Annotated in this window: 29 protein-coding genes; 13 read left to right on the forward strand and 16 right to left on the reverse strand. The window is 43.3% G+C overall.

Annotated features, from left to right (window positions below; all coding sequences use genetic code 11):
* Positions 1-89: 89 nt before the first annotated feature.
* The 5 genes from AC58UU_RS07630 to AC58UU_RS07650 all read left to right on the forward strand — a co-directional run bounded on the left by AC58UU_RS07630 (position 90) and on the right by AC58UU_RS07650 (position 4,219).
* Entirely contained in the window at positions 90-722 is a 633-nt protein-coding gene (locus tag AC58UU_RS07630; RefSeq protein ID WP_497314396.1) for a YktB family protein, read from the forward strand.
* 118 nt (positions 723-840) lie between these two features.
* Positions 841-1,533: a hypothetical protein gene (locus AC58UU_RS07635; RefSeq protein ID WP_497314398.1), complete on the forward strand. Its 693-nt coding sequence runs from the start codon at positions 841-843 to the stop codon at positions 1,531-1,533.
* A 196-nt stretch (positions 1,534-1,729) separates the two neighbouring features.
* Entirely contained in the window at positions 1,730-2,458 is a 729-nt protein-coding gene (locus AC58UU_RS07640) for an ABC transporter ATP-binding protein (protein ID WP_497314400.1), read from the forward strand.
* Positions 2,455-3,501 carry an ABC transporter permease gene (locus tag AC58UU_RS07645; RefSeq protein ID WP_497314402.1) on the forward strand — a complete coding sequence of 349 codons (1,047 nt, stop codon included), beginning with the start codon at positions 2,455-2,457 and terminating at the stop codon, positions 3,499-3,501. Before AC58UU_RS07640 ends, AC58UU_RS07645 begins: the two co-directional genes overlap by 4 nt.
* A gap of 115 nt (positions 3,502-3,616) precedes the next feature.
* Complete coding sequence (locus AC58UU_RS07650; RefSeq protein WP_497314898.1) at positions 3,617-4,219, forward strand: TetR/AcrR family transcriptional regulator; 603 nt, start codon at positions 3,617-3,619, stop codon at positions 4,217-4,219.
* Positions 4,220-4,296: 77 nt separating this feature from the next.
* Here AC58UU_RS07650 and AC58UU_RS07655 read toward each other — a convergent pair whose 3' ends face one another.
* Together AC58UU_RS07655 and AC58UU_RS07660 are read right to left on the reverse strand one after the other, a co-directional pair.
* On the reverse strand, positions 4,297-5,469 hold the full coding sequence (locus AC58UU_RS07655) for an MFS transporter (protein WP_171688374.1): 1,173 nt from the start codon (positions 5,467-5,469) through the stop codon (positions 4,297-4,299).
* A gap of 34 nt (positions 5,470-5,503) precedes the next feature.
* Positions 5,504-6,766 carry an MFS transporter gene (locus AC58UU_RS07660; RefSeq protein ID WP_497314403.1) on the reverse strand — a complete coding sequence of 421 codons (1,263 nt, stop codon included), beginning with the start codon at positions 6,764-6,766 and terminating at the stop codon, positions 5,504-5,506.
* A gap of 171 nt (positions 6,767-6,937) precedes the next feature.
* On the opposite strand from AC58UU_RS07660, the gene AC58UU_RS07665 reads away from it, so the two are divergent.
* Both AC58UU_RS07665 and AC58UU_RS07670 read left to right on the forward strand, forming a co-directional pair.
* A complete protein-coding gene (locus tag AC58UU_RS07665) occupies positions 6,938-8,407 on the forward strand; it encodes an aminotransferase class I/II-fold pyridoxal phosphate-dependent enzyme (RefSeq protein ID WP_497314405.1) in 1,470 nt (489 codons plus the stop codon).
* 87 nt (positions 8,408-8,494) lie between these two features.
* Positions 8,495-8,914 carry a DUF1885 family protein gene (locus AC58UU_RS07670; protein ID WP_497314407.1) on the forward strand — a complete coding sequence of 140 codons (420 nt, stop codon included), beginning with the start codon at positions 8,495-8,497 and terminating at the stop codon, positions 8,912-8,914.
* A 61-nt stretch (positions 8,915-8,975) separates the two neighbouring features.
* On the opposite strand, the gene AC58UU_RS07675 is transcribed toward AC58UU_RS07670, so the two are convergent.
* From AC58UU_RS07675 to AC58UU_RS07685, 3 genes are all read right to left on the reverse strand, one after another.
* Complete coding sequence (locus AC58UU_RS07675; protein WP_497314409.1) at positions 8,976-9,287, reverse strand: DUF1292 domain-containing protein; 312 nt, start codon at positions 9,285-9,287, stop codon at positions 8,976-8,978.
* A 91-nt stretch (positions 9,288-9,378) separates the two neighbouring features.
* Entirely contained in the window at positions 9,379-9,996 is a 618-nt protein-coding gene (locus AC58UU_RS07680; protein WP_497314411.1) for a stalk domain-containing protein, read from the reverse strand.
* A gap of 80 nt (positions 9,997-10,076) precedes the next feature.
* Positions 10,077-10,970 carry an alpha/beta hydrolase gene (locus AC58UU_RS07685; protein ID WP_497314412.1) on the reverse strand — a complete coding sequence of 298 codons (894 nt, stop codon included), beginning with the start codon at positions 10,968-10,970 and terminating at the stop codon, positions 10,077-10,079.
* 97 nt (positions 10,971-11,067) lie between these two features.
* On the opposite strand from AC58UU_RS07685, the gene AC58UU_RS07690 reads away from it, so the two are divergent.
* Together AC58UU_RS07690 and AC58UU_RS07695 are read left to right on the forward strand one after the other, a co-directional pair.
* Entirely contained in the window at positions 11,068-11,820 is a 753-nt protein-coding gene (locus tag AC58UU_RS07690; protein WP_497314414.1) for an MBL fold metallo-hydrolase, read from the forward strand.
* 421 nt (positions 11,821-12,241) lie between these two features.
* Positions 12,242-13,642 carry an ATP-binding protein gene (locus AC58UU_RS07695; protein ID WP_497314416.1) on the forward strand — a complete coding sequence of 467 codons (1,401 nt, stop codon included), beginning with the start codon at positions 12,242-12,244 and terminating at the stop codon, positions 13,640-13,642.
* Here AC58UU_RS07695 and AC58UU_RS07700 read toward each other — a convergent pair.
* Positions 13,639-14,076, reverse strand: a complete 438-nt coding sequence (locus AC58UU_RS07700; protein WP_497314418.1) for a GNAT family N-acetyltransferase — start codon at positions 14,074-14,076, stop codon at positions 13,639-13,641. The two genes, AC58UU_RS07695 and AC58UU_RS07700, sit on opposite strands and share 4 nt — an antisense overlap.
* Before the next feature lie 76 nt (positions 14,077-14,152).
* Complete coding sequence (locus tag AC58UU_RS07705) at positions 14,153-14,614, reverse strand: divergent PAP2 family protein (RefSeq protein WP_497314420.1); 462 nt, start codon at positions 14,612-14,614, stop codon at positions 14,153-14,155.
* Positions 14,615-14,729: 115 nt separating this feature from the next.
* Between AC58UU_RS07705 and AC58UU_RS07710 the strand changes: the two genes are divergently transcribed.
* Complete coding sequence (locus AC58UU_RS07710; protein ID WP_497314422.1) at positions 14,730-15,161, forward strand: CBS domain-containing protein; 432 nt, start codon at positions 14,730-14,732, stop codon at positions 15,159-15,161.
* Here AC58UU_RS07710 and AC58UU_RS07715 read toward each other — a convergent pair.
* From AC58UU_RS07715 to AC58UU_RS07750, 8 genes are all read right to left on the reverse strand, one after another.
* Positions 15,130-16,341 carry an ArnT family glycosyltransferase gene (locus AC58UU_RS07715; protein WP_497314424.1) on the reverse strand — a complete coding sequence of 404 codons (1,212 nt, stop codon included), beginning with the start codon at positions 16,339-16,341 and terminating at the stop codon, positions 15,130-15,132. The genes AC58UU_RS07710 and AC58UU_RS07715 overlap by 32 nt on opposite strands.
* A gap of 29 nt (positions 16,342-16,370) precedes the next feature.
* On the reverse strand, positions 16,371-16,724 hold the full coding sequence (locus AC58UU_RS07720; RefSeq protein ID WP_497314426.1) for an EamA family transporter: 354 nt from the start codon (positions 16,722-16,724) through the stop codon (positions 16,371-16,373).
* Positions 16,721-17,065 (reverse strand): DUF2304 domain-containing protein, encoded by a 345-nt coding sequence (locus tag AC58UU_RS07725; RefSeq protein ID WP_497314428.1) that lies wholly within the window; start codon positions 17,063-17,065, stop codon positions 16,721-16,723. Before AC58UU_RS07725 ends, AC58UU_RS07720 begins: the two co-directional genes overlap by 4 nt.
* Before the next feature lie 6 nt (positions 17,066-17,071).
* Positions 17,072-17,770, reverse strand: a complete 699-nt coding sequence (locus tag AC58UU_RS07730) for a glycosyltransferase family 2 protein (RefSeq protein WP_497314430.1) — start codon at positions 17,768-17,770, stop codon at positions 17,072-17,074.
* A 542-nt stretch (positions 17,771-18,312) separates the two neighbouring features.
* Positions 18,313-18,540, reverse strand: coding sequence for a hypothetical protein (locus AC58UU_RS07735; RefSeq protein WP_497314432.1), 228 nt, complete (start codon positions 18,538-18,540; stop codon positions 18,313-18,315).
* Positions 18,541-18,668: 128 nt separating this feature from the next.
* A complete protein-coding gene (locus AC58UU_RS07740; RefSeq protein WP_497314434.1) occupies positions 18,669-19,148 on the reverse strand; it encodes a hypothetical protein in 480 nt (159 codons plus the stop codon).
* 21 nt (positions 19,149-19,169) lie between these two features.
* A complete protein-coding gene (locus AC58UU_RS07745) occupies positions 19,170-19,721 on the reverse strand; it encodes a superoxide dismutase family protein (protein ID WP_497314436.1) in 552 nt (183 codons plus the stop codon).
* Positions 19,722-19,889: 168 nt separating this feature from the next.
* Positions 19,890-20,216 (reverse strand): hypothetical protein, encoded by a 327-nt coding sequence (locus AC58UU_RS07750; RefSeq protein WP_047672455.1) that lies wholly within the window; start codon positions 20,214-20,216, stop codon positions 19,890-19,892.
* 312 nt (positions 20,217-20,528) lie between these two features.
* On the opposite strand from AC58UU_RS07750, the gene AC58UU_RS07755 reads away from it, so the two are divergent.
* The 3 genes from AC58UU_RS07755 (at position 20,529) to AC58UU_RS07765 (ending at position 21,537) form a co-directional block, all read left to right on the forward strand.
* Positions 20,529-20,684, forward strand: a complete 156-nt coding sequence (locus tag AC58UU_RS07755; RefSeq protein ID WP_497314439.1) for a hypothetical protein — start codon at positions 20,529-20,531, stop codon at positions 20,682-20,684.
* A gap of 156 nt (positions 20,685-20,840) precedes the next feature.
* A complete protein-coding gene (locus AC58UU_RS07760; protein WP_029196083.1) occupies positions 20,841-21,050 on the forward strand; it encodes an alpha/beta-type small acid-soluble spore protein in 210 nt (69 codons plus the stop codon).
* 187 nt (positions 21,051-21,237) lie between these two features.
* Positions 21,238-21,537 carry a hypothetical protein gene (locus tag AC58UU_RS07765; protein WP_312883164.1) on the forward strand — a complete coding sequence of 100 codons (300 nt, stop codon included), beginning with the start codon at positions 21,238-21,240 and terminating at the stop codon, positions 21,535-21,537.
* A gap of 109 nt (positions 21,538-21,646) precedes the next feature.
* On the opposite strand, the gene AC58UU_RS07770 is transcribed toward AC58UU_RS07765, so the two are convergent.
* Positions 21,647-21,841 carry a hypothetical protein gene (locus tag AC58UU_RS07770; protein WP_029196081.1) on the reverse strand — a complete coding sequence of 65 codons (195 nt, stop codon included), beginning with the start codon at positions 21,839-21,841 and terminating at the stop codon, positions 21,647-21,649.
* Positions 21,842-22,192: the final 351 nt, after the last annotated feature.

Here is a 22,192-nt window from a genome sequence, read left to right on the forward strand (position 1 = left end):
TTCCTTTCTACGAGACTCGTAATCATTGCGGGAATACACGAATTGCTTTAGAATAATTGAAAACGTAATTGAAAAGAGGAATTAAACAAATGAGTTTCACTGGATTTGCACAGCATGATTTCGATACCTTTGCTATAGAAGGTCTTGATGGACGTATGGAAGCCATTCGAGAGCGCATTCAGCCTAAATTTAAAGCATTAGGTGATTCTTTGGCCCAGGATTTGTCCGTCCTTTCCGGTACAGAAATGTTTCTACATATCGCTAAACACTTAAGACGCAAAGTGAATCCCCCAGTCGATACATGGCTGGCGATTTGTCCAAATAAACGTGGGTATAAACAGGTACCTCACTTCCAAGTCGGTCTATTTGATGATCGTGTCTTTATCTGGTTGGCACTTATTTATGAACTCCCGAATAAAAGTAACATTGCAACTACCTACATGAAAGAAATCGACCGTTTGCAGAAGGAAATCCCATCCGATTTCGTACTTTCCTTCGACCATATGAAAAAAGACGTTATCTCTCTTGCCGATTTAGACCGCAGCGGCTGGAACGACACACTAATTCGTTTCCGCGATGTCAAAAAAGCGGAGCTGCTAATCGGCCGCAACCTCAGTTTCAAGGATCCAGTACTAGTGAAACCAGCTGAACTTGAACTGCTTATTAAACAAACCTTCGAGAAGCTCATTCCCCTTTACAAGATGGCTGTGAACGCAAAGTAAATCGAATTTATGGAAATTTTTATGTGGGACTAAGGTTCCTTTAAAGTAAAATTAACCCCTCCTGCACAGACTAAGCGCTGTAGTCCTAATTCAACAGGAAAGGAGGGATCCAACAAGTATGAACCCTATGTATATGAAAAAGCTAATGGTGAGCTCAATTGCTTTCACAATCGCCCTAGGCTGCAGTGCTCTTCCCTCCATAACGGCTGCCGCGCAATCTCCTTCCGAGGATCAGGAGCAAACGATTCGTTTGCATCAGACCGATGAGAAGGAACAAGGCGGTCATCGCCGAAAATGGCCGATTGTTGATGAGTCTGCTACTGTCATCGGTATTGACAAGGAAGTGCTCGTCAAAGCACTGAAGAGCGGTAAAAGCATCGTTGAAGCAGCCGCAGACAAAGGCATCAGTGAAGCCGACTTGACGGCCAAACTGCAGCAGCTTCGAACAGGCAAAATTGAAGCGGCCGTCAAAGACGGCAAGCTGACAGCAGATCAAGGCGAGCACATGAAGATGAAGCTCAGTGAGCATTTGAAGTTCATCCTCAACGAAAAAAACTTGTTAGAAGGCCATGCAGGACATGGGAAGTGGCATAAGTTCGGACTGAAGCCGGATACAGAGAAGCTTGCTAAGACTCTCGGTCTGAGCAAGGACGAACTTCACGCTCAGCTCCGTTCCGGCAAATCGCTGGCTGAGATTGCCCAGTCTAAGGGCATTTCGAAGGACAAGCTTGTAGCGTCCATTAAGGACCAGTTAACCCCATCTATTGAGAAATGGGTTGACCGGAAGAAAGACGCGAAAGTCAAAGACTGATAGCTGCAAGTGATAGCAAAAAGGCATTCCTCTGGGTCCTCTGGGATGCCTTTTTTGCTATTTTAATTTATCAATCCATTTCAAAATAAATTTTTAAAATGAGTGATTACTCACTTCACAATATTAATAAGATAGCATATGATGAGTGCATTAACAATAATGAGTGATTACTCACTTCTGAAAGAGGTGCAAGACTATGACAACGGACATATCTATTCAATTGCATGGTGTCAGCAAGCAATTTGACGAAAAGGTTGTTCTGAATGGCATTACTCTGGCTGTACCGAGAGCACATATTTTCGGATTGCTTGGCCCTTCTGGATCAGGGAAAACAACGCTTGTACGTTTGATTGCCGGCATCGATGTCCCCACTTCTGGGACCGTTCATGTGCTCGGAGAGCCGATGCCCCAGTTAGCCATGCTGTCCAAAATCGGTTACATGGCGCAATCGGATGCCCTTTATGCAGAACTAACCGCTCAGGAGAATTTGGAGTTTTTCGCTTCTTTGTATGGGTTAACGGGTACAAAGCGCAAGCAGCGCATCCATGATGTCATGGAGCTTGTTGATCTAGGATCACATTTGAAGAAGCAAATTTCCAATTATTCTGGAGGAATGAAGCGCCGCTTATCGCTCGCTATTTCTTTGCTGCATGAGCCAGGGATTCTAATTCTCGATGAGCCTACGGTGGGAATTGACCCCGTCTTAAGGAAATCAATTTGGCAAGAGTTGACGAATCTCAGCCAGCAGGGTACAACGATTGTCGTCACCACCCACGTGATGGATGAAGCTGACAAATGTCATCAGCTTGGGATGATCCGTGACGGCAGACTCACGGCGGTAGGAACACCGAATGAGTTGAAACTGGCTACTTCCTCCGCAACGATTGAAGAAGCATTCTTATATTATGGAGGTGTCAAGCAATGAGAATACGCGCGATTGTCATCCGTATTTTACGTCAGTTCTTTCACGATAAACGGACTTTAATGATGATGCTTGTAGCTCCAATGTTAATTCTTTTTATGATGTCATTGGTGTTTAACGGCAACACATATGTCCCTAAACTAGGCGCTGTTAATGTCCCCGCTCCGCTCATTCAAAAACTGCATGATCTTAATGCTGAAGTAGTGGCATACACGGCAGATGAAGCCCAAACTGAGCTAGACGCTGTGCATTTAGATGCCATCATTGCGATGAATGGGGCAGCACCGCAAGTGACCTTAGAAGGAAGTGACCCCAGTAAAAATAGAGCTCTGCTATTCTTGCTGCAAAAAGCATTACAAAGCGTCGTTCCAGCGAACTCCAACGTTAACTCCAGCTCTAATTTTCAAGCGCCAACCATAACCTATTTGCATGGCTCTGCCGATATGGCGGCTTTTGACAATTTCGGTCCTGTCCTCATAGGCTTTTTCGTCTTTTTCTTCGTCTTCCTGCTCTCTGGCGTTTCCTTCTTGAGAGAACGAACCGGCGGAACCTTAGAACGACTGTTGGCTACACCGCTTCGTCGGTGGGAAATCGTTGTCGGTTATATTCTAGGCTTCGGTATATTTACAACACTCCAAGCAACGCTCATTGCATGGTTCGCCACTAGCGTGCTGGGTCTAATGATGGTCGGCTCTTTCTGGTATGTTTTGCTGATCACGGTCTTGCTCGCGCTGGCTGCCCTATCGCTAGGAACGCTGATTTCTGCTTTCGCAAACAATGAATTCCAGATGATTCAGTTCATTCCACTTATTATCGTACCCCAGGTGTTCTTCTCAGGCTTATTCAGCCTTGATACGATGTCAGTATACCTTCGCTGGATCGGTGTCGTAATGCCGCTTAAATATGGAGCAGATGCCCTACGGAATATTATGATCCGTGGTGCAGGTTGGGATCGCATTTGGTTGGACGTTCTCGTGTTAGCAGCATTCACGATTTGCTTCATGATCTTAAACATATTGGCACTCAGGAAGCACCGTAAGATATAATGTTAGGATGTCTTATGTTGCAAGGCCAGTTTTGCTAAATGAAGAGGTGAACACATTGTCCCAAGTCGAACCATGGTTAACTGAGCTTCTGCGTCTAAATGACGAGGAAGAAAAGATGACCGATAAACAAATAAAAATTGTTCAAGCAGCCGTAGAGATTTTCTCTGAAAAAGGGTTCGCAGGCTCCTCGACCAGTGAAATTGCCCAAAAAGCAGGCGTAGCGGAAGGTACCATATTCCGTCATTATAAAACGAAAAAAGAACTGCTGCTCTCGATCGTTGCCCCCATTATGACGAAGCTCATTGCACCGTTTGCAGTAAAAGATTTTACCAAAGTGTTGGAAGCTGATTATCCCGATGTTGAACAATTCTTACGCGCCATCACGGTGAACCGATTAGAATTCGCCCGTAAAAATTTTCCTGTTATCAAAATTTTCATGCATGAAATCCCTTTCCATACGGAGCTGCGTGAACAGTTTAAGGAAACCGTTGCCGTATTAGTGCTGGAAAAAGCTTATAAAGCCATACGTCATTTTCAGGCTGAGGGTCAATTAATCGAACTTCCCGAAGCTACGAGCATGCGGCTGATTGCCTCTACGATTATTGGCTTCTTGATAACTCGATTTTTGTTTGCACCGGATTCGGAATGGGATGAAACCCAAGAAATCGAGTACACGATTAACTTCATTATGCACGGCTTATCGCCTCGCAAGCGATAGCTAGCCGTTAAACAGAAAAAAGCTGTACACCAATTTCCCCCTATTCGGGAAGCTAGTGTACAGCTTTTTTTCATCTGTCAGGCGGTTTGCTGCTGCGCCCGCGTCTGACGATCTACGAGTACGAAGCGCTGCAGCAGCAGGATCGCTGCTAAGCAGAGCACGCCGCCGATAATGAACGGCAGCGAATGCGCGATAGCGAATACCGCTCCGCCGAGGAGCGGGCCTGCAATGCGACCCAGACTGTCCATAGAGGAGCTGAGGCCCGTCGCGACACCCTGACCTACTTTCGTGCGCTGTGTAATCAGCGACGTCACACACGGGCGTATGAGGGCGTTACCTGCGCCGAATACCGATAAGTAAATCGCAGCAGTTACGACGCTGCTCGAGTACAGCAGCAGGAAGAACCCTGCAGCGGAAAGCAATAACCCAATGCCGATCACACGCTGCTCGGCTCCCTGTTTGACCAAGCGGCGAACAACGCCGCCTTGGATTAACGCGCCAACAATACCGCTAGCTAGGAACATCATGCCGATATCAAATGGCGTTGCGCCAATCTTGTCCATTTGGTAATACTGAAGCGTCGCTTCCAACCCTGCCAATGTGAAAGATACGAAGAATGATAACACATAGAGGTACTTCGATGCCCCAGCGAAAGCTGTCCATCTAGATGGAGCTTTCTCCTTCACAGAGGTGCGTTTGTCTACGGACAATGATTCTTTCAGTATAGCAAATGCAAAAACAAAGGAAGCTAGTGCGAGCCCAGATGCTACGAAGAATGGCAGGTACGTCCCCCACCGGCTTAAAATCCCGCCGATTGCTGGACCGAAGATAAAGCCTAACCCAATCGACATCCCCACCATACCCATGCCTTTTGTCCGATTCTCAGCGGTTGTAATATCAGCTACATAAGCCACAGCGCAAGCCGTTGCTGCTCCTGAGAATAATCCGCCTAGAATACGGGATACATACATGATCCACAGATTACCGTCGGCGAATCCAAATATCAAAAAGCTAACACTAAACCCAAGCAGACCTATTAAGATAATCGGTCTGCGTCCGATGCGATCCGATAGTCCTCCCCAAATGGGGGACATGAGAAATGAGGCTGCAGAATAGACCGACAATAGCAGCGCGTTATGATATTCAGCGCCTGCACCTTTAACAACTTCCGGCAGTACAGGAATGATAATCCCGAAACCTACGAATATAGTCATCAACAACAGCATGATGATTCCAATCTGTTTATTCATGATGCTTATAATCCTCCAAACGAAACATTTTCCCTTATCGTACCATACCTTTTTTGGGGATGGAAATGAACATTTGAAGAACAAGCAGCAGTACCAGGACTAGGCCACTCATCAAGAATGGTGCATGATAGCCATACACATCCCAAAGCTTACCGGAAACGATCGGCCCAACGATCATCCCCAGTCCTTCTATTGTTAGGAAGAAGCCCCAAACTGCGCCTCGTTTTTCCGGTGGAATGGCTGATGCAATGAGCGCATTCCAAGATGGAATAATGAAGGCATAGCCCGCCCCAAGTACAGCAACCAATGCATAAAGCAGCATCATTGTCTTCGCGAAAGTAAACAGCAGAAGTGCAGAAGCGCTTAGCATAAATCCTGCAACCAAAAATGGACGAATACCTAGACGATCAACCAACTTCCCCATCGGAACTAAGAAAATGACAGTTACAGCTCCGCCCGCAATTAGAAACATGCTGTACTGAAAAGAGGTAAGCATCAATACCTCTTTGGCATAGAGTGTGAGAATGGGTGTCAGAATACCAAGAGCGAACGTTTGCAGGAACATCGCGGGGAATAACAGCGGGCTAACAGACATAGAGCGCCGTACTTCACTTAGATATGATTTAATCCGCTCCAATAGTGGTGGTGCAGCAGCTCGGTTAGAAACCAGGGCTTTCTCCGCCCTGCCCTCTCCATCCGTTTTTACCACGCCATTCTTTCTTGGAAGCATGAGCGCAACAATAACGACAACCGTCATACAGCCGATCAGTAATCGAAATCCGGTGCCGTAGTTATTTTCTCCAACGAAAAAGTTAATCGCTACCGGTCCCAGTCCTACGCCCGAGAGCCAAGCCATATAGACAACGCTCATGATCGTGGCTTTACCATCGTCGCCGGCCACTTCCGTCGTTCCTGTAATCACACACGGCCATAATGGCGCCGTACCAAAGCCAAGCAGCGCACATCCAACGATCATCCAAATATACTGAGATGTCGTTGCAATTAGAATGACTGAAACAAATGTCAGGAGCACACCTGTAAGCATGGTTGTTCGGTAACCCAACTTGTCAATAATCCAGCCAACGGGTGTACGAAGCACATTATCACCAATATATTGAGCAGCTAGCGTCCAGCCGATAATAAATGCGGAAGCACCTAATGTCGTTTTCATATATACGGGTAAAATCGTTAAAAGTAAGGCTCCCTTCACAAATTCGACGACAAACATAATAATTAACAATTCGATCACAAATGGGGAAAACAAGCGATTATTCCGCCATTTTTGCATCCAAACCATAAGATTTCTCCTTATTTTGGCGTATTTTTACAAGTTGCTGTTAGTTTTACCTGAACTAGCACAAACTATTTTCAAAAAATTAGCTTGCATGAAATCTCTATTTTGATATACTCATTTTGTTTGTTGCAATGTTCGACAAGCAATCCACTATAGAAGGGAAGCGATAATCAGGTGGATCATACCCGTACCCCCCTGTTCACTGCACTGCTCACACATGCTGAGAAAAATCCAATTCAATTCCATATTCCAGGCCATAAAAAAGGAGTCGGCATGGACCCAGAGTTTCGTTCCTTTATTGGGGACAACGCGCTGTCTATCGACCTCATCAATATAGCACCGCTGGATGACCTACATCAACCAATGGGCGTGATTGAAGAAGCTCAGAAGCTTGCTGCAGACGCCTATGGAGCGGATCACACGTTCTTCTCTGTACAAGGGACAAGCGGCGCAATCATGACCATGATTATGACCGTCTGCTCTGAAGGCGATAAAATTATCGTTCCGCGGAATGTACATAAATCCGTCTTGGCCGCGATTATTTTCGTAGGCGCTAAGCCCGTGTTCATCCAACCTGCTCGCGATAAAAACTTAGGTATTGATCACGGAATTCCGACACGTTCTGTTCGCCGCGCGTTGGAAAAGCATCCGGATGCCAAAGCTGTTCTAGTTATCAATCCGACCTACTATGGCGTATGTACTAATCTTAAAGAGATTGTTGACCTTGTTCACAGCTATAACATGCCTGTCCTTGTGGATGAAGCACATGGCGTGCTCATTCATTTCCATGATAAATTGCCGATGTCTGCGATGGAGGCCGGAGCCGATATGGCCGCGACTAGCGTGCATAAGCTTGGTGGTTCCATGACACAAAGCTCAGTCCTTAACGTGAAAGGGAATCGTGTTAATCCAAAGCGAATCCAGACCATTATTTCGATGCTTACAACAACTTCAACTTCCTATATATTGTTAGCTTCATTAGATACTGCCCGCAGACATTTGGCGTTAAATGGCCATGCAATGGCCGAGCGCACGATAGAACTTGCACAGTACACAAGAAAACAGATCAACGAAATCAGCAACCTCTACTGCTTCGGGGAAGAGATTCTGGGTGAAGAGGCAACTTATGACTATGATCCGACGAAAATATGCGTTCACGTGCGCAAGCTTGGCATCACTGGTTTTGAAGTCGAGAACTGGCTGCGCGATCATTACAATATTGAAGTTGAAATGAGCGACATGTACAACATCCTGTGTCTTATAACGCCGGGTGATACCCAAGAGAACGTCGACACCCTATTGGATGCCTTACGCGAGCTCTCTCATATGAATGATGACGTTATTGAGGTCAAGGAAGTCGTAATCAAAGTTCCAGCGATTCCGCAATTAACCTTGACACCACGGGACGCCTTCTATGGCGAAACCGAAATACTTCCTTTCAAAGACGCTGCAGACCGCATTATTGCCGAATTTATTTATGTGTACCCACCTGGCATTCCCATTTTGCTTCCAGGTGAAGTGATAACTCAAGAGCTTATTGATTACATTGTGGAGCATGTGGAAGTTGGGTTGCCTGTAAAAGGACCTGAGGACCGCAGTGTTCAAAATGTGAAGGTTATTGTAGAGACACAAGCGATTTTCTAGCACCCGCCTAGAGCGGTGTATATATTGTAAAACCGTTTACATGATGCTATGATGTTGGTGATGTTTAGCGAATGAGGTGAACAAGGAATGGCTCAAAGCGCTTATATTAAATTCGTAACAGGATCCACAGTTGCCGCACTCACCTTAGATGAACTAAAGGAAAGGCTGCTGCATTACCGTGATCAGCTCAGTCAGACAGCCAAGCAGCTTGGCTGGGAGTATGATGAGGCTGGATTCCCTTATACCATTGAGACGAAGCCGGAAGGCGAAGGCAAATGGTTCTACCTGAAAGGTATCAATCCTCTATACAAATATATTGTGATTGGTGTTGGGAATGAGCAGATCCAAGAGAAAGAGCAGCATTATGTGCAAGTCATATTGCCCGACGACGCCACGCATGGCGACAAAAGCAAGGGCAATGAATTCTGCAAATACCTTAGTAAACTGCTGAAAGCTGAACTTCATCTATTCAACAGCAGAATCATGTATTTCAATCCTAGAAAATGACTGTATGCAAACAGAAACCCCCTAGCAGAATAATCTGCTAGGGGGTTCTTATGTATAGCTCTTATTCTTCGTCTTCTTGAGCTACGATCTCATTGTAAATAGTCACTACACGTTCCCACTCTTCTTCATCTTCAATGTTGACAAGGAAGGCATCGTCGTCCTCTTCTTCAACACGGAAAATAACACCGTCAGCTTCAGGATCGTTGCGATCGAGCAAAACAGCATACGCCTGCTCTTGAGATTGGAAGGTGTATACCATCACCATCTCATGCTCTTCACCGTTCTCGTCCGTTACGATAAAAACATCTTCCCCTTGCTCGTGATCGTGGTCACAGTCCGGGCCGTGTACATGATCATGCTTATCATCGCTCACAGGCAGAACCTCATTTCGTCGAATAATTAGTTACCTAATTATCCTAACATTTTCATAATAAGAGGTCAAACCACTTTCGAGGTTGCTTATCCTATTCGGATTGAATCTGCTTCTCTGATACGACTGAGTAGTCATTAGAACCATCTTGTTTCATAGCAAATTTAACGACGTACGTACCGGCTTCATTAAAGGAAACGCCATACAAAGGTACTTTCAGCCAAAACGATTCTTTGGATTCTGAGATTGATTTCACAACCGGTGTAATCACGCTCTTCCCACTTGGTGATACAACAGAAACCCGTACAGAATTAATATTTGTCTTCAAATTATCGACTTGAGCAAAAACGATAAAGTCTGCTTCTTTGCCGCGCTCTACAACACCAAAAGGAACGATGGCGGAGTCTTTACGCACTTCAGTCGTAAAGAACATATGCACATTTGGTTTGTATAAGTAGGCAGTCTTGTTTGAGTTATCCCATTTCACCAATGCTTGAAGCGCATCACTTACAGCGCGCAGCGGCAGAACGGTTTTACCTTCAACAATAAGAGGCGGAACATCTGCATCCCCGAATTCCACTGTCTCTTCATTAACGATTAATCGGGCAATATTATTACCTTTAAAATCCCCCCATATCGATGAAGCCACCACTGCAGCCGTACTTAGAACAAAAAACATCAGCATCAACGCTAATATCCGTTGAACTTTCATTCGCGTAACCTCCAGCTCTTGTTAGTAATCTTTGTGTCTGCATCTTTATACTCCGATGGTTAAGAAGAGTTGCGATGATTTTATAATTTTGATAAAAAAGCTAGAACACGTTGTGTATAGGCCTCCGGCTGCATGTGATAGGAGCCGACATGCCCCGCTTTTTGTGTGACCCAAAGTTCAAATGCATCCGGATGGCGGCTCCACATTCCTTCACTGTTAGACCAAGGAATAGCCTCATCATCTCGACTATGAATAAAAAGAATCGGCCTAGGATAAATGTGATCTACCGCGGCAAGCGCGTCAACGCGATGTGGATTGATACCAATTAATCTAGGTAAAATAAGTAGAATTAAAGGTGTAAAAGGAAACCGCGGAAGATTAGACCATACAGGCAAATTGTCCTTCAAGTAAGGACTGAGCTGACTAAAGGCGCTATCTGTTATGACCCCTAACACAGCCCTCTCTTCGGCTGCTGCTAAGATGGATGTACTACCGCCCATTGAAAAGCCGATCAAGCAGATTTTACTTGGTTCGCGCTCCTGAACCCAGTCAATAGCACCGAGTACATCTTGCTTTTCCAAAAAGCCAACCGTAGTTATTTCACCCTCCGATTTCCCCGAGTTCCGAAAATCAAACATAATCACATGATAGCCTGCTTCGACAATGGATTTAGCCAAGGCCAGCGCCGGAAGCCCTTTTTCCAGACGTGTCCCTGCATAACCATGAGACATAATAACGGTCATTGGAATAGTATCAGTTGGAGCATAAGGAGACTTCAAAAACCATCCATCTAATCGGACATCTCTAGATCGGCTTGGGAAACTAATATTCTCCATGTGTAAACCATAGTCGTCAGGCGAGGCATCAACCGGCTTACGCTGCGGATGTGTGAGCTGCCAACCTACATAGACCGATATACCTATTAGAGCTATACAGACAAGAACAAACAAAATACTACTAATCATCCAAATCATGAAGTAATCAACACCTTTTATTTTATGGTTGAAATTCCGCAACCTCCCATGCTACATTAGAAAAAGATGGTTTTTGTCGAACAATGGAGGCTGCTGAATGAGTTTGCAAATTCAAATGTTGGGAACCGGCAGTGCGTTTGCCAAAACATTTTACAATACAAGCGCATTAATCCGTTCAAATGAAATGAACATCCTAATCGACTGCGGGGCAACAACGCCAAGATCGCTTAATGAGATCGGTGTACAGCCTGACCAAATTGATGGTATCATCATTTCGCACATTCATGCCGACCATGTGGGCGGATTAGAAGAAATTGCCTTTCGATTGTTATACCAATATACGAATAAGAAAACCAAACTTTTCCTTACAGAATCGCTAGCAGGAGTCCTTTGGGAAAACACGCTAAAAGGTGGCATGTATAATCCCGCAGACGGTTTCAGCAGACTTGAGGATTATTTCGAAGTCATCCTTATCGAAGAAAATGTACCTGCTAACATCCTACCTAGTCTTACCATTGAATTTATATCCACACTTCACATACCTCATAAGCTTAACTATTCACTTTTTATCAATGGCCGAACGTTCTATAGTGCTGATACCCAATTTAACGAGGAACTTCTCGTTCAAGAAATCGTGAACAAAAGAAACTGTCACACCATTTTACACGATTGTCAACTAAGCGGGAACGGTTTTATTCATGCTACATTGGAAGAATTGCTTACCTTGCCTGACTATGTACAGGAACGAATCTATCTGATGCATTATGACGATGATATGATGAAATTTGTTGGGAAAACAGGCAGGATGACTTTCATCCATCAACATGAAGTGATTGAAATTCCAGAATAATATTATTTTACGATCAAAACCTAGGGATGAAATGTCCCTAAGGTTTTTTTTTTGACAAGAAGCGTGATACTTTTCAATTTTGTTTACTATTGTTAGAAGGGATTTAGTTCATAGATAGAGAACATGTCACAATGATGTGAGAAACCTCTATGGAGGACATTCAAAGATGAGCGACCGCGTTTAGTTACATTCAGGAGATGATATGGTGGTTATCAATTGGATTTTTTATGTCTATGCACTACTTTTTTGTCTATACACAACTATTTTGCATACTGCACTTAACATACCTTTACTTGTAATAGGATTGGTCCTTTACATCATCAGTCTTAGGTTTCACATGCAGCATGCGGCAATCCCTTGGCTTCGCCTACTTTTCATTGGATTTTTACACTACATCGGACATTCAAATCTTTGTCTTCCCTTGTACATCCTAACACTTTCCTACGATATTTATAAAGAAGAAAGCCGCAAAAAATCTTGGTTGTTAGCTGCGTCCTATGCTCTCATTTATATTTGCAATGTTTATCTAATTATTGGTCTTTCTAATAATAACATGCTATGGATTCATGCTCTTACTACTATACTTAATTTTACCGCGGTAGCCATATTCACACGAGCAGCTTATTCTACAATTAGACAAGCGGATTCATTAAGAAATGAACGATATTTATATGCGCAAAAGGATTCGCTAACTGGATTATATAATTACGAAGAGTCCCATCGCAGATTGGAACAATACATACAGCAAAAGCAAAGTCTAGTCCTTATCCTTATTGATTGTACGGACCTGAAGGCAATGAATACAACTCGCGGGTTTCAAGCGGGGAATTTCATTTTGAAGCAAATGGCAGACCTCCTGCAAATCTTGTTTAAAGACTCCCTCTTTATAGCAAGATACGGTGGTGATGAGTTCGCTGTCGTTATGCCGCTTAACCCAGATCAGGATTCTACCTCTTCTTTCAAGTTAAAGCTTGATTCTGAACTACCTAAATTAACTGGCATTCAAATCACGTATGGCATTGCTAATTATCCGTTAGAGGGTTTGACGAAAGATGACCTCATTTTACAAGCAGAGCATAACCTTTTTATGAAGAAGCGTGAATCATGGTTAAAACGCGAAGAGCATATGCTCAGATCGGAAAAACTGAGAGTCGTCGGTGAGCTTGCTTCCGGGATGGCTCATGAGATTCGAAATCCGTTGACAACGGTAAAGGGATTTTTGCAAATCTCCAAGGCAAACGGTTACAATATTGAAAATTGGTATGCGATGATCATGGATGAAATTGATCGGATGAGTGACTTAACAGCAGAATTCCTCCAATTCTCAAAGCCCCATCGCATTGATTTCCAGGTCGATTCTCTCCATGAGTGTGTCCTCAAGGTCATTGCCTTGATGGAATCAGAAGCTACTCGGTTCGGCCATGAAATTCATTATCAAGAATGGACGGATCCTATCCTCGTATGGATGGACCAAGATAAAATGATTCAGTTATTGCTTAATATTATTAAAAATGCTTGCGAAGCCATGGAAGAAAATGGAATTATCCACATGCAATTAAGCCGCGATCCGAAGAACGCGACATTAATTATTGCAGATAACGGTCCAGGTATTCCAAGTGAACAGTTAGAAAAGATCTTTCATCCCTTCTTCACGACAAAAGCAGCCGGTACCGGACTTGGTTTATCTATTTGCTACAAAATCGTTCAAGATCATCAAGGGACCTTGGAAGTTGAGAGCGAACTTGGAAAAGGTACTCGGTTTATCATAACCTTCCCATTAGTTGACGAAAATTCACAGAATGAAAAAACCGCTTTTCTTTAAAGCGGTTTTTTCATTCTGACATGTAGGATGCCAGCATCATAAAAAGGTTCATCCGAGATAACTTTATAGCCAAGTTGGCTATAAAAGCCCTCTGCTTGACATTGTGCGTCGAGGATCGCAGCTGAACAATGCTTTTCACGAGCTTGCTGCTCCATCGCAAGAATCATTTGTTTACCTAGGGATCTGCCCCTGTATTCTTTCAAAACTGCTACACGTTGCAGTTTAGCCGTTTGAGGTTGATATTCATACCAACGAGCTGCTGCAACAGGCTGATCTCCATCTAACATAAGAAAATGATGGCACGCTTCAGGTGATTCATCTTTTTCATCAATTTCCTCGTGCGCAGGTACTTGCTGTTCTTCAACGAACACTTTGAACCGTACTCCAAAACAGGCTTGTAACTGATCTTTCGTTGTGACTTGAATGATTTCCATGTGAACTTCTTCCTTTCTATGAACATTTCTTGATCTTATCCCATTCAAGAAAAGTTGTCCACATGTACCGTTCATACTATTTCTTGTTTTCCAGCATATAACTAAAAGCACCTATAGCAATACCCAGAAGCGCTCCCCCCACAACTTCTCTTGGTAAATGACCTAATCGTTCCTTTAAGGCTTTACGTCTTCGTGCATGGTACAAACCCGGATGCTGTTTCGCCAATCTCTCGACTTGCTCATCAAGGTCGTTCACTTCAACCGCAATCTCTCCAGCAGCCCGCCGGATCCCCATCGCATCATACATGACGACCGCTCCGAAAACCGAACTCACGGCAAAATCGATCGCAGAAAGGCCTCTTCTCATCGCTATGTAGGTTGCAAGCGCAGATACCCCAGAGGAGTGTGAGCTTGGCATCCCTCCTGTTTGGGTCAGCTGCGACCAGTCCCACTTTCTAGTTTTCAAATAGAAAAGTGGCAATTTCATTACTTGAGCAGTACCAATTCCTATCACTGCTGTTGTCAATGCTCGATTCATAACTTTCACCTCACTTCTAGCATCCATCACAGGTTTAGATTCTATTCGAAAAGTTTGATACAATAGAAATGTTGAAGAAAGTTTTCCTACGGAAAACTCTAAGGAGTGTTAATGAATGAATATTGCTTTTTTCCTTTTGCCTAAATCCGAAGTTATAACAACGACATTGCAAGCAACGCTTCGTCAAACATTAGAACGAATGGAATATCACCGTTATACCGCTGTGCCTATTCTTTCCGATGATGGTCATTATGTAGGAACGGTTACCGAGGGAGATTTATTGTGGTTTCTCAAAAATTCAGACGGAATTGGCTTTGAAAATGCTCACCGTCATGTGCTGGCCGAGGTTCCTCTGCGTGTCCAAAATAAGCCAGTTCATATTCATGCCGAAATGGTCGATCTTATCGATTTGGCCAAAGTGCAAAACTTCGTGCCGATTGTAGATGATTCCGATAAATTCATCGGGATCGTTCGTAGAAGCGAGATTATCGAATACTGCGCGAAGCAGCTCGTGTTTAAATCCCCCTCCGCTGCAGGAGAGAGGTAGTCCAGGCGCTATGAAGTAAGTAGATGGATTGTGTAATCAAATAGGCGCTGCCCAGCATCAGAAATGGAAGCATACCATACACATAGCGATCCACCGGAATAAACACCATATGGACACCTAAGAACAAGAGAAATGACACTGCTAAATATTGAACCGAAGGCTTGCGAAAGCTGAAAATGATCATCGCTGTGCTGCCTGCAGCAATTAAGAAAGTATGCAACTGAGTAAGTGCATACATATACCAAGCCGGTACGGAAAAAGGATATGGTCCCACCCACATCGTTTTATAAAATACGAGTAATTTTCCAATTGTCATCCATTTCATCCATAACAATGGTTCCTCAACCAAACCTTCTTTTATCCGTCTCATACCTTCAGCGAACTGATTATCTTTATCGATATGGTTCCAATCGATTGTTCCCCGGAAGTAGGGGTCCGTTCCTCCAAGGAACGGATTGCCCGCTTCTCCTTTGGCGATAAAAATAAAAGAATGAAAAGTCATCCAATTCCGAATCCACCAAGGCATCATAATACAGGCAAAAGACGCAGCTGCAAGCAATCCATAGGCTGCGTCTATTTTCTTTGTTCTCACCCAAAGAAACAAGTAGGGAACAACAGCTAGCGGAAGTACATTCGGACGAATAAGGACGCAAAGCCCAAGCAGAGCCCCCATCCATAGATGATCCTGCCATTTGTTATCTTGTATGATGCGCACCTGCATGTAGAGCAGACCCGTAAAAACAGTCAAAAACGGAACCTCCGTCAAAATGAGTGAAGTGGACCAGACGTAGGAAGGATACACCGCGGCAAAAGTGCCGGCGATTAGCCCTGTAATGGGGTTAAACAGCCTTCTCCCAATCAGAAATAGGAATAGAATCGCTCCGAGTGATATAAAGCAGTTCATGATACGGACGACTATTAATGCCGACTCCAGTTGTTCATGGCCTGTAAGGCTAAATACTGCCGCTAAGAGCAGCGGAAATCCGGGAGTCACGAGTGAGTTAGGCACGGTATCGCGATAGGCGAAAATGCCTTTTTCAAGCAATTGAATCGCTGTCTTCGTATACTCTAATTGATCCCACTCAAGTGGTGGGTATTCAGCTTCAAGCACATAGTGCAGGCGTATATACAGAGCTGCAGCCAGAAGCAGTAACAAGCCAAGCCAAACTCCGCGTTTCATAAGACCCTACTCTCCTTATTAGAATGAACCTATCTAGCTAACAGGAAGGCGCCTCCAACTAAGAAGAGCAGCCCTACCCATTGCGATGATGTAAACGTTTCCTTTAATACCAACCAACCAAACAACGCACCTAGTACATACGCAATCGATTGGAGCGGATAAACACGACTTAAATCGAATCTACTAAGGGCATAGAACCATATCAACGTCGCAATGCCATAAAGTAAGCATCCCACTAGAATATAAGGCTGCATCAGTACGGTTCCTAGCTTATCTATCCCGGTTAATGGCGTTCGATTGAGCGCTATTTTCCATACAATTTGACCACAAACCAGTAAACATACATTTAGGAATACAATTAGAATCGGAGTCATCGACATCATTCAGATCCCTTTCCTCGTAATTGTTCCTGCAGCAGAGCTACTTCCTGTATCAATCGGGTTAATTTGCGATGAAGCTTAGAAATAACTAGTGTCAAATGCATGATAAATACAAGGGAGAATAACAATCCCACCAGAAAAAGCAACGAAGGTGCGTAGTAGATATGCATTCTGTGCGATACCTGATCCAATAAGCTCGGAAATACACTAAACAATGCCATGATAATTCCTAGTACTAGCCATAGAATTGCGTACTGCTCCTGCAGCTTTTGCCTACGAATTAGCTCTATGGAAATGAAAATAAACACCAAACAAAAAGTGATTGCCCAAACATACACATTCACGAATCATCAACTCACATTACGAATTCTTGTCATACATACAGCTAGAGATACTTTAACCATATAGTAAAGCGATTTCACAGGGGTAATGGACGATTGTCCCGCTTTCCTCGCATGCATTAAAACAGATACTTCTTTCACTCTGAATTGCTGCCGTTCTAGTAAAACTACAGCCTCTACCTCTGGATAATCCTCCGGGTAATAACTTGCAAACAGCTCAATGATGGGACGGTTTACCGCTCTAAAGCCTGATGTAGGATCAGTAAAGGTCTTACCAATCATCCAACTTATCATCCAGGTAAAAAAGAGAATCCCTAATCTTCGATTCCAAGCAGAACGATAGGCGGTCTTCACCAGAAATCGAGAGCCGATGCAGCAATCAACATTTCCAGTCAAGATTGGCTCCATGATTTGAGTCAACGCTTCTGGATCATGTTGACCATCTGCGTCGATCTGAATAGCGATATCGTAGCCATTCCTAGCTGCATAAATGTATCCCGTTTGCATAGCGCCTCCGATGCCTAGATTGACAGGTAAATCGATTACAGCCGCATGCTGTAACGCACGTGCAACCGCTGAGGTACGATCCGTGGAACCATCATTGACGATGACAATATCCATATCAGGCTGCTCTCGTTTTATCGAGGCCACCACGCCTGCTATCGTTTTTTCTTCGTTATAAGCCGGAATGATAGCAAGTGTCTTCATTAGGTCATTCCTTCCCTCCCTAAGATCATCCATTCTTAAGCATTTCTATTCCCAAGCATACCCGCTTCTCCATCTGATTAAACCAAATGGCAAGAACGCATATGGATAGGGCTCGACTTAAAGAGACAAACTAAGAGGAAAACTTTGCTTTAAGAGGAAGGATATGAATCAATCGATTATGGAAGAGAATATAAAGAAAACTGGGATTGGCTTAATCGTCGCAGAGATAGACAACTCGTATCATGGCTTGCAGTAGGTAAGCCTTCCGCAGAAGCTGTCCTAGATACCCGAATCTTGCATGAGCGTTTGCAAGCAACACTCTCCTGCTCAGTTTCGGTAGAACGGGGGTAGAATCGGGGATTATCGTTTCGGAATATTTATTAAGCAAATGTAGATCCATTAGGCTTTGGGTTGGATTATAGAGGCGCATCACTTTGGTACAGTAAAAGAAGAATAGAAAGCGTGGCAAGACCTCTATCATGAGTTAGAGTTTAACGTGAATATGCCAGGTGAAACTTGATGGCGTGGGATCCATTAAGTAATTAGGAAGTTTCAATTGATGTGTCGATAACGCTTGTACGCTCAACTTCATCTTGTTGATCTTGTTGATCTCGAAGCTCTTGCCATTGTGTGGGCTGAATTCCAAGCTGACTCATGACGTGATTAATATCGATTTCTCTCACGATTCCAACACCCCATCCAGGTTTGTCTCTTTCTTTTTGTCTACACTTTACTTTATCGGTCATTCTGCCATCTGTAAATATGGACATATTGTCGAATCGCCTAAAAAATCAATAAACCTTTCATTAAGTTCACTTAATGAATAAAGTTAGAATTCGACAAAAAAGACAAAAGAGCTGCTTCGTGCAGCCCTTTTGTCTTTTATAAATGTTTTCAACTATTGTACTTGCCCATTGGACGATGCTCTGGATGAAACAAATTCGCTAGCCCAATCTACCATACCATTCATTAAAGTCAGTATAAGATTGACCGCATCTTTCTCATTTAATGTACCATTGGACTGACTGCTAACATATTGGGACGTTTTTTGTTCTAACTTTTCAACGAGATCCTTGATTTTCAATAAATCATTGGCTAAGTCCGTTACTTGCTGACCGTTCGCGTCACCTTGACCGGCCCTTATACTTTGATTCTGATTCTGATTCTGATTTTGATCTTGACCCTGCGCCTGTTGATTAGAGTTAGAGGTTTGCTGATCACTGCTGCTATTATTAAATTGTTGCTGCCCCTGGCTTCCTTGTGAGCTTTGAGAGCTGTTAATCAGCATTTTCTTTACTTGCTCTAGCTCGATGAGCACCATATCATTTTGTTTCGTCAGTTCATCCATTTGCAGCTTGAGATCCTGTGTTTTAATCATGTTGTCAGACAGCTCCTTCCATTATTTCACAGCACCACACGCAATTCGTTTTCCCGAATTACCGGTTGGATCCGTCTTCAGATCATCTTCTTTCTCATGGATGACCAGACTAGTCCCCCCTTGTTTTAACAATGAATTCGGCTTGTCCAGAATCAGCACTACAGACTTTGTTATGGCATTGAACTTCCCATTTCCCTGTGCATCCACAACTAAATTGGGGAGATCCCCTGCATGAAAACCTTTAGGATTGTGAAAGCCATGTTCCTTCTTAAATGGATTGAAGTGGGCTCCTGCCGAATCAAAGTTAGGGGCTTCACAGACTGCTTTTTCGTGAAAGTGTAAGCCATGATTTCCTGGTGTCAGCCCGCTAACTTGGAGATCAATCTGAACGCCATCCTGAACAGCTGTTAAATGGGCAGTCCCTATAGGTTGGCCGCTCGAACCGATGAGTGAAACTTGCAGCTCTGATGGTGGTGATGCGGCTTCTGTCGTTACAGTGCTCTTCACACTTTGACAAGCGGTAAGTACTAACAACCCCAGACTAAGAGTCATGATGTTCCTAATTAATTTCATACAACAATATCCTCCCGGAAACTTGGCTTTTACATAATCTACCCTTAGGATGCACAACTGCATTACACTGTAACCCCATTAAAAGAACAATTTTTTCATAATTAGCGTTCTATAGCAAAAAGCCCGCAATCTCTCGATTGCAGACTTAAACTTCATTTTATTATCTCATTATAAGATCGTCATGAGTTTCGCAATTATTTGTAGATTCTCTAGCTTCCTCTTGTAGAAATGGAACTCAACCTTCGTATGCTCGACGGCGTCTTCCATCCGCAAAACTTGCTGCTGTAAATCTTTGGTGTATGGCCACATCTCCGCTTGCCGGTGAAGCTCGTTTTTCCCCGTAACCATTCCGTCCCCAATTACTTCACATTCTTTGGCTAGAAGCTGATGTTTTGCCCAGGCCAATTCCGATACCGCATCCACATAGATGGCTTCTGCTTGCTTAAGCAATTCCGGTACAAGTTGTAACTCCAAAATAACATCCGACCGATTCATTCGGATTCCTCCTAAGAGTTTTCGTAAGAAAACTAACTTCGTAAGCATAAGCTCAGTCTTAGCAAATCATGGACTTTTGCTGCTTCGCCTCATGTATATTCATAGAAAAAATAAAACATGCTTAATCGTGGTATCAGGCGAAAACAAAGCATTTTCTCGCAGGATACGACTTATGTTGCTATACGAATTCCACAAGGAATGACAAACTGATTAAGGTTACATTAAATCTATCAAATCCCCCACTCCCCTACTTGTTTAGCCTGCTAGAAGCAGCTAAGATGATACTATACGTACCAGAGGAGGTGACCAAAAATGAGCCAAGAGGAAGAAGTTGTATCCCAAAATGAAGAAGAAATCGCCCCAGAGTCCATCGAAGAAGTGGTGAACGAAGAGGCGTCTGAAGAAGTTGCAGAAGCTACCCAAGAAGCTGCTGCTGCGGAAGAAAGCATCGAATCCGAAGAGGAATAATCATTCTAATTATATATCCCCCCCAACCCATTGGTTGGGGGTTTATTGATGTTGGAAGGCAGTTAAAAAAATGTTAAATTTTTTTGAAATTTCGTGAATAAATAAACTGAACATTCAAATAATACTGGTGTACCAAAAAAAAGGAGATGATTATGAATGGCTAGAAACAACACTTTAGTCGTACAACAAGCAAAGGCAGCATTGGATCAACTGAAGTATGAAGTCGCTCAGGAAATTGGTGTCCCTCTCTCCCCTACTGGTTACAACGGTAATTTAGCAACACGTGATGCTGGTGCCATTGGTGGCAACATCACGAAGCGATTAGTGCAAATAGCTGAGCAACAACTTTCCAGCTTCAAACGCTAATCCTTTGATGTAGGAGCAAGCAAAAAAGACTGATTCACTCGATCCTCCTTAGAGTGAAAATCAGTCTTTTCTTTTTTTTCTTCGAAATGATCATCTATTCCTTCAATTTCCTCACCAGTTTCCACGGAAGTATTCTATTCTGAAATTAGTTCTAGTATGATTACGTTGTCCATTATCCGATAAAGGAGTGTTTACCTTGACTGAACAATATGAAATATTCCGTGATCCCTATCGCATGCTCATTCTTTTGGCCACATTAGTTAGTGAACAAAAAGGCGAAAAAGCTCTCCAATTTGACAATGTTCCGTATTTCGAGAATGATACATTTCTCATCCAGAACGAAAAGTTTGTATACAAAAAAATCCCCACCGAAATCACCTGGTTTCAATTCCTAGGAAGAGACATTGCTTGCAATAAAGATTATACCCGCGAAGAATATAACAAAATGTTCGTTGATTGCCTTGCTTCTTTATACAACATCACATAATACATATACGGAGGCTGCAAAGAGCAGCCTCTTTTTATTGCATAGAGAACATAAAAAAAACGCCATCTATCGGAATCATCCGACTAGAATAGCGCTCACTTTGAACCATTTATTTCTTTTTCACTTCTTCAACAAACACGTCACTTGCGTCACGATTACTCCCAAGTTCGAGGATCGTATATTTCTTCTCGCCAATCATGATGACATCTTCGACTTCTGGAAGCGGATCCCCTAAATATACGGTGCCCAAATATACATTACTGCTCTTTAAACGTAAATTCCATCGATGCTGTTGTTTCGTCATTTCCTTGTTCCTCCCAAGATCTACTGTCATCAAGTTACCATAAATCAAGCCAAGATGAAAGCCCTACTATCAAACAAGCTCCAAAGTATGGTACAGTAGTGTCAAGATTGTCCGGAAGGGTTGACCACTACCATGACAGCACAAGGTGTTTCAAAGGAAGAACATTCTATCCTGCTCTCCAAAAATGACGAGATATTTCACAGTTCACAGGCGAACATATCCTACATTCCTAGGTCAAAAAAGAAACGAACGACGAATCCGTTTTTCCAAAAGCTGTTCCGTTATTGGCGTAAATAAGAATTATAACCATCTGTTGACAATCGCTTAAATCCTTGGTATATTACTAATTGT

This window comes from Paenibacillus sp. JT22N1, assembly GCF_059692155.1.

Bases quoted from the DNA above. Each gene is read 5' to 3' on its own strand.
- AC58UU_RS07645 (WP_497314402.1), top strand. From the start codon at position 2,455: ATGAGAATACGCGCGATTGTCATCCGTATTTTACGTCAGTTCTTTCAC.
- AC58UU_RS07700 (WP_497314418.1), bottom strand. From the start codon at position 14,076: ATGGAAATCATTCAAGTCACAACGAAAGATCAGTTACAAGCCTGTTTT.
- AC58UU_RS07685 (WP_497314412.1), bottom strand. From the start codon at position 10,970: ATGATTTGGATGATTAGTAGTATTTTGTTTGTTCTTGTCTGTATAGCT.
- AC58UU_RS07740 (WP_497314434.1), bottom strand. From the start codon at position 19,148: ATGATTAAAACACAGGATCTCAAGCTGCAAATGGATGAACTGACGAAA.
- AC58UU_RS07640 (WP_497314400.1), top strand. From the start codon at position 1,730: ATGACAACGGACATATCTATTCAATTGCATGGTGTCAGCAAGCAATTT.
- AC58UU_RS07680 (WP_497314411.1), bottom strand. From the start codon at position 9,996: ATGAAAGTTCAACGGATATTAGCGTTGATGCTGATGTTTTTTGTTCTA.
- AC58UU_RS07710 (WP_497314422.1), top strand. From the start codon at position 14,730: ATGAATATTGCTTTTTTCCTTTTGCCTAAATCCGAAGTTATAACAACG.
- AC58UU_RS07650 (WP_497314898.1), top strand. From the start codon at position 3,617: ATGACCGATAAACAAATAAAAATTGTTCAAGCAGCCGTAGAGATTTTC.
- AC58UU_RS07655 (WP_171688374.1), bottom strand. From the start codon at position 5,469: ATGAATAAACAGATTGGAATCATCATGCTGTTGTTGATGACTATATTC.
- AC58UU_RS07670 (WP_497314407.1), top strand. From the start codon at position 8,495: ATGGCTCAAAGCGCTTATATTAAATTCGTAACAGGATCCACAGTTGCC.
- AC58UU_RS07715 (WP_497314424.1), bottom strand. From the start codon at position 16,341: ATGAAACGCGGAGTTTGGCTTGGCTTGTTACTGCTTCTGGCTGCAGCT.
- AC58UU_RS07630 (WP_497314396.1), top strand. From the start codon at position 90: ATGAGTTTCACTGGATTTGCACAGCATGATTTCGATACCTTTGCTATA.
- AC58UU_RS07690 (WP_497314414.1), top strand. From the start codon at position 11,068: ATGAGTTTGCAAATTCAAATGTTGGGAACCGGCAGTGCGTTTGCCAAA.
- AC58UU_RS07755 (WP_497314439.1), top strand. From the start codon at position 20,529: ATGAGCCAAGAGGAAGAAGTTGTATCCCAAAATGAAGAAGAAATCGCC.
- AC58UU_RS07705 (WP_497314420.1), bottom strand. From the start codon at position 14,614: ATGAATCGAGCATTGACAACAGCAGTGATAGGAATTGGTACTGCTCAA.
- AC58UU_RS07660 (WP_497314403.1), bottom strand. From the start codon at position 6,766: ATGGTTTGGATGCAAAAATGGCGGAATAATCGCTTGTTTTCCCCATTT.
- AC58UU_RS07760 (WP_029196083.1), top strand. From the start codon at position 20,841: ATGGCTAGAAACAACACTTTAGTCGTACAACAAGCAAAGGCAGCATTG.
- AC58UU_RS07720 (WP_497314426.1), bottom strand. From the start codon at position 16,724: ATGATGTCGATGACTCCGATTCTAATTGTATTCCTAAATGTATGTTTA.
- AC58UU_RS07730 (WP_497314430.1), bottom strand. From the start codon at position 17,770: ATGAAGACACTTGCTATCATTCCGGCTTATAACGAAGAAAAAACGATA.
- AC58UU_RS07750 (WP_047672455.1), bottom strand. From the start codon at position 20,216: ATGAATCGGTCGGATGTTATTTTGGAGTTACAACTTGTACCGGAATTG.
- AC58UU_RS07735 (WP_497314432.1), bottom strand. From the start codon at position 18,540: ATGTCCATATTTACAGATGGCAGAATGACCGATAAAGTAAAGTGTAGA.
- AC58UU_RS07635 (WP_497314398.1), top strand. From the start codon at position 841: ATGAACCCTATGTATATGAAAAAGCTAATGGTGAGCTCAATTGCTTTC.
- AC58UU_RS07745 (WP_497314436.1), bottom strand. From the start codon at position 19,721: ATGAAATTAATTAGGAACATCATGACTCTTAGTCTGGGGTTGTTAGTA.
- AC58UU_RS07770 (WP_029196081.1), bottom strand. From the start codon at position 21,841: ATGACGAAACAACAGCATCGATGGAATTTACGTTTAAAGAGCAGTAAT.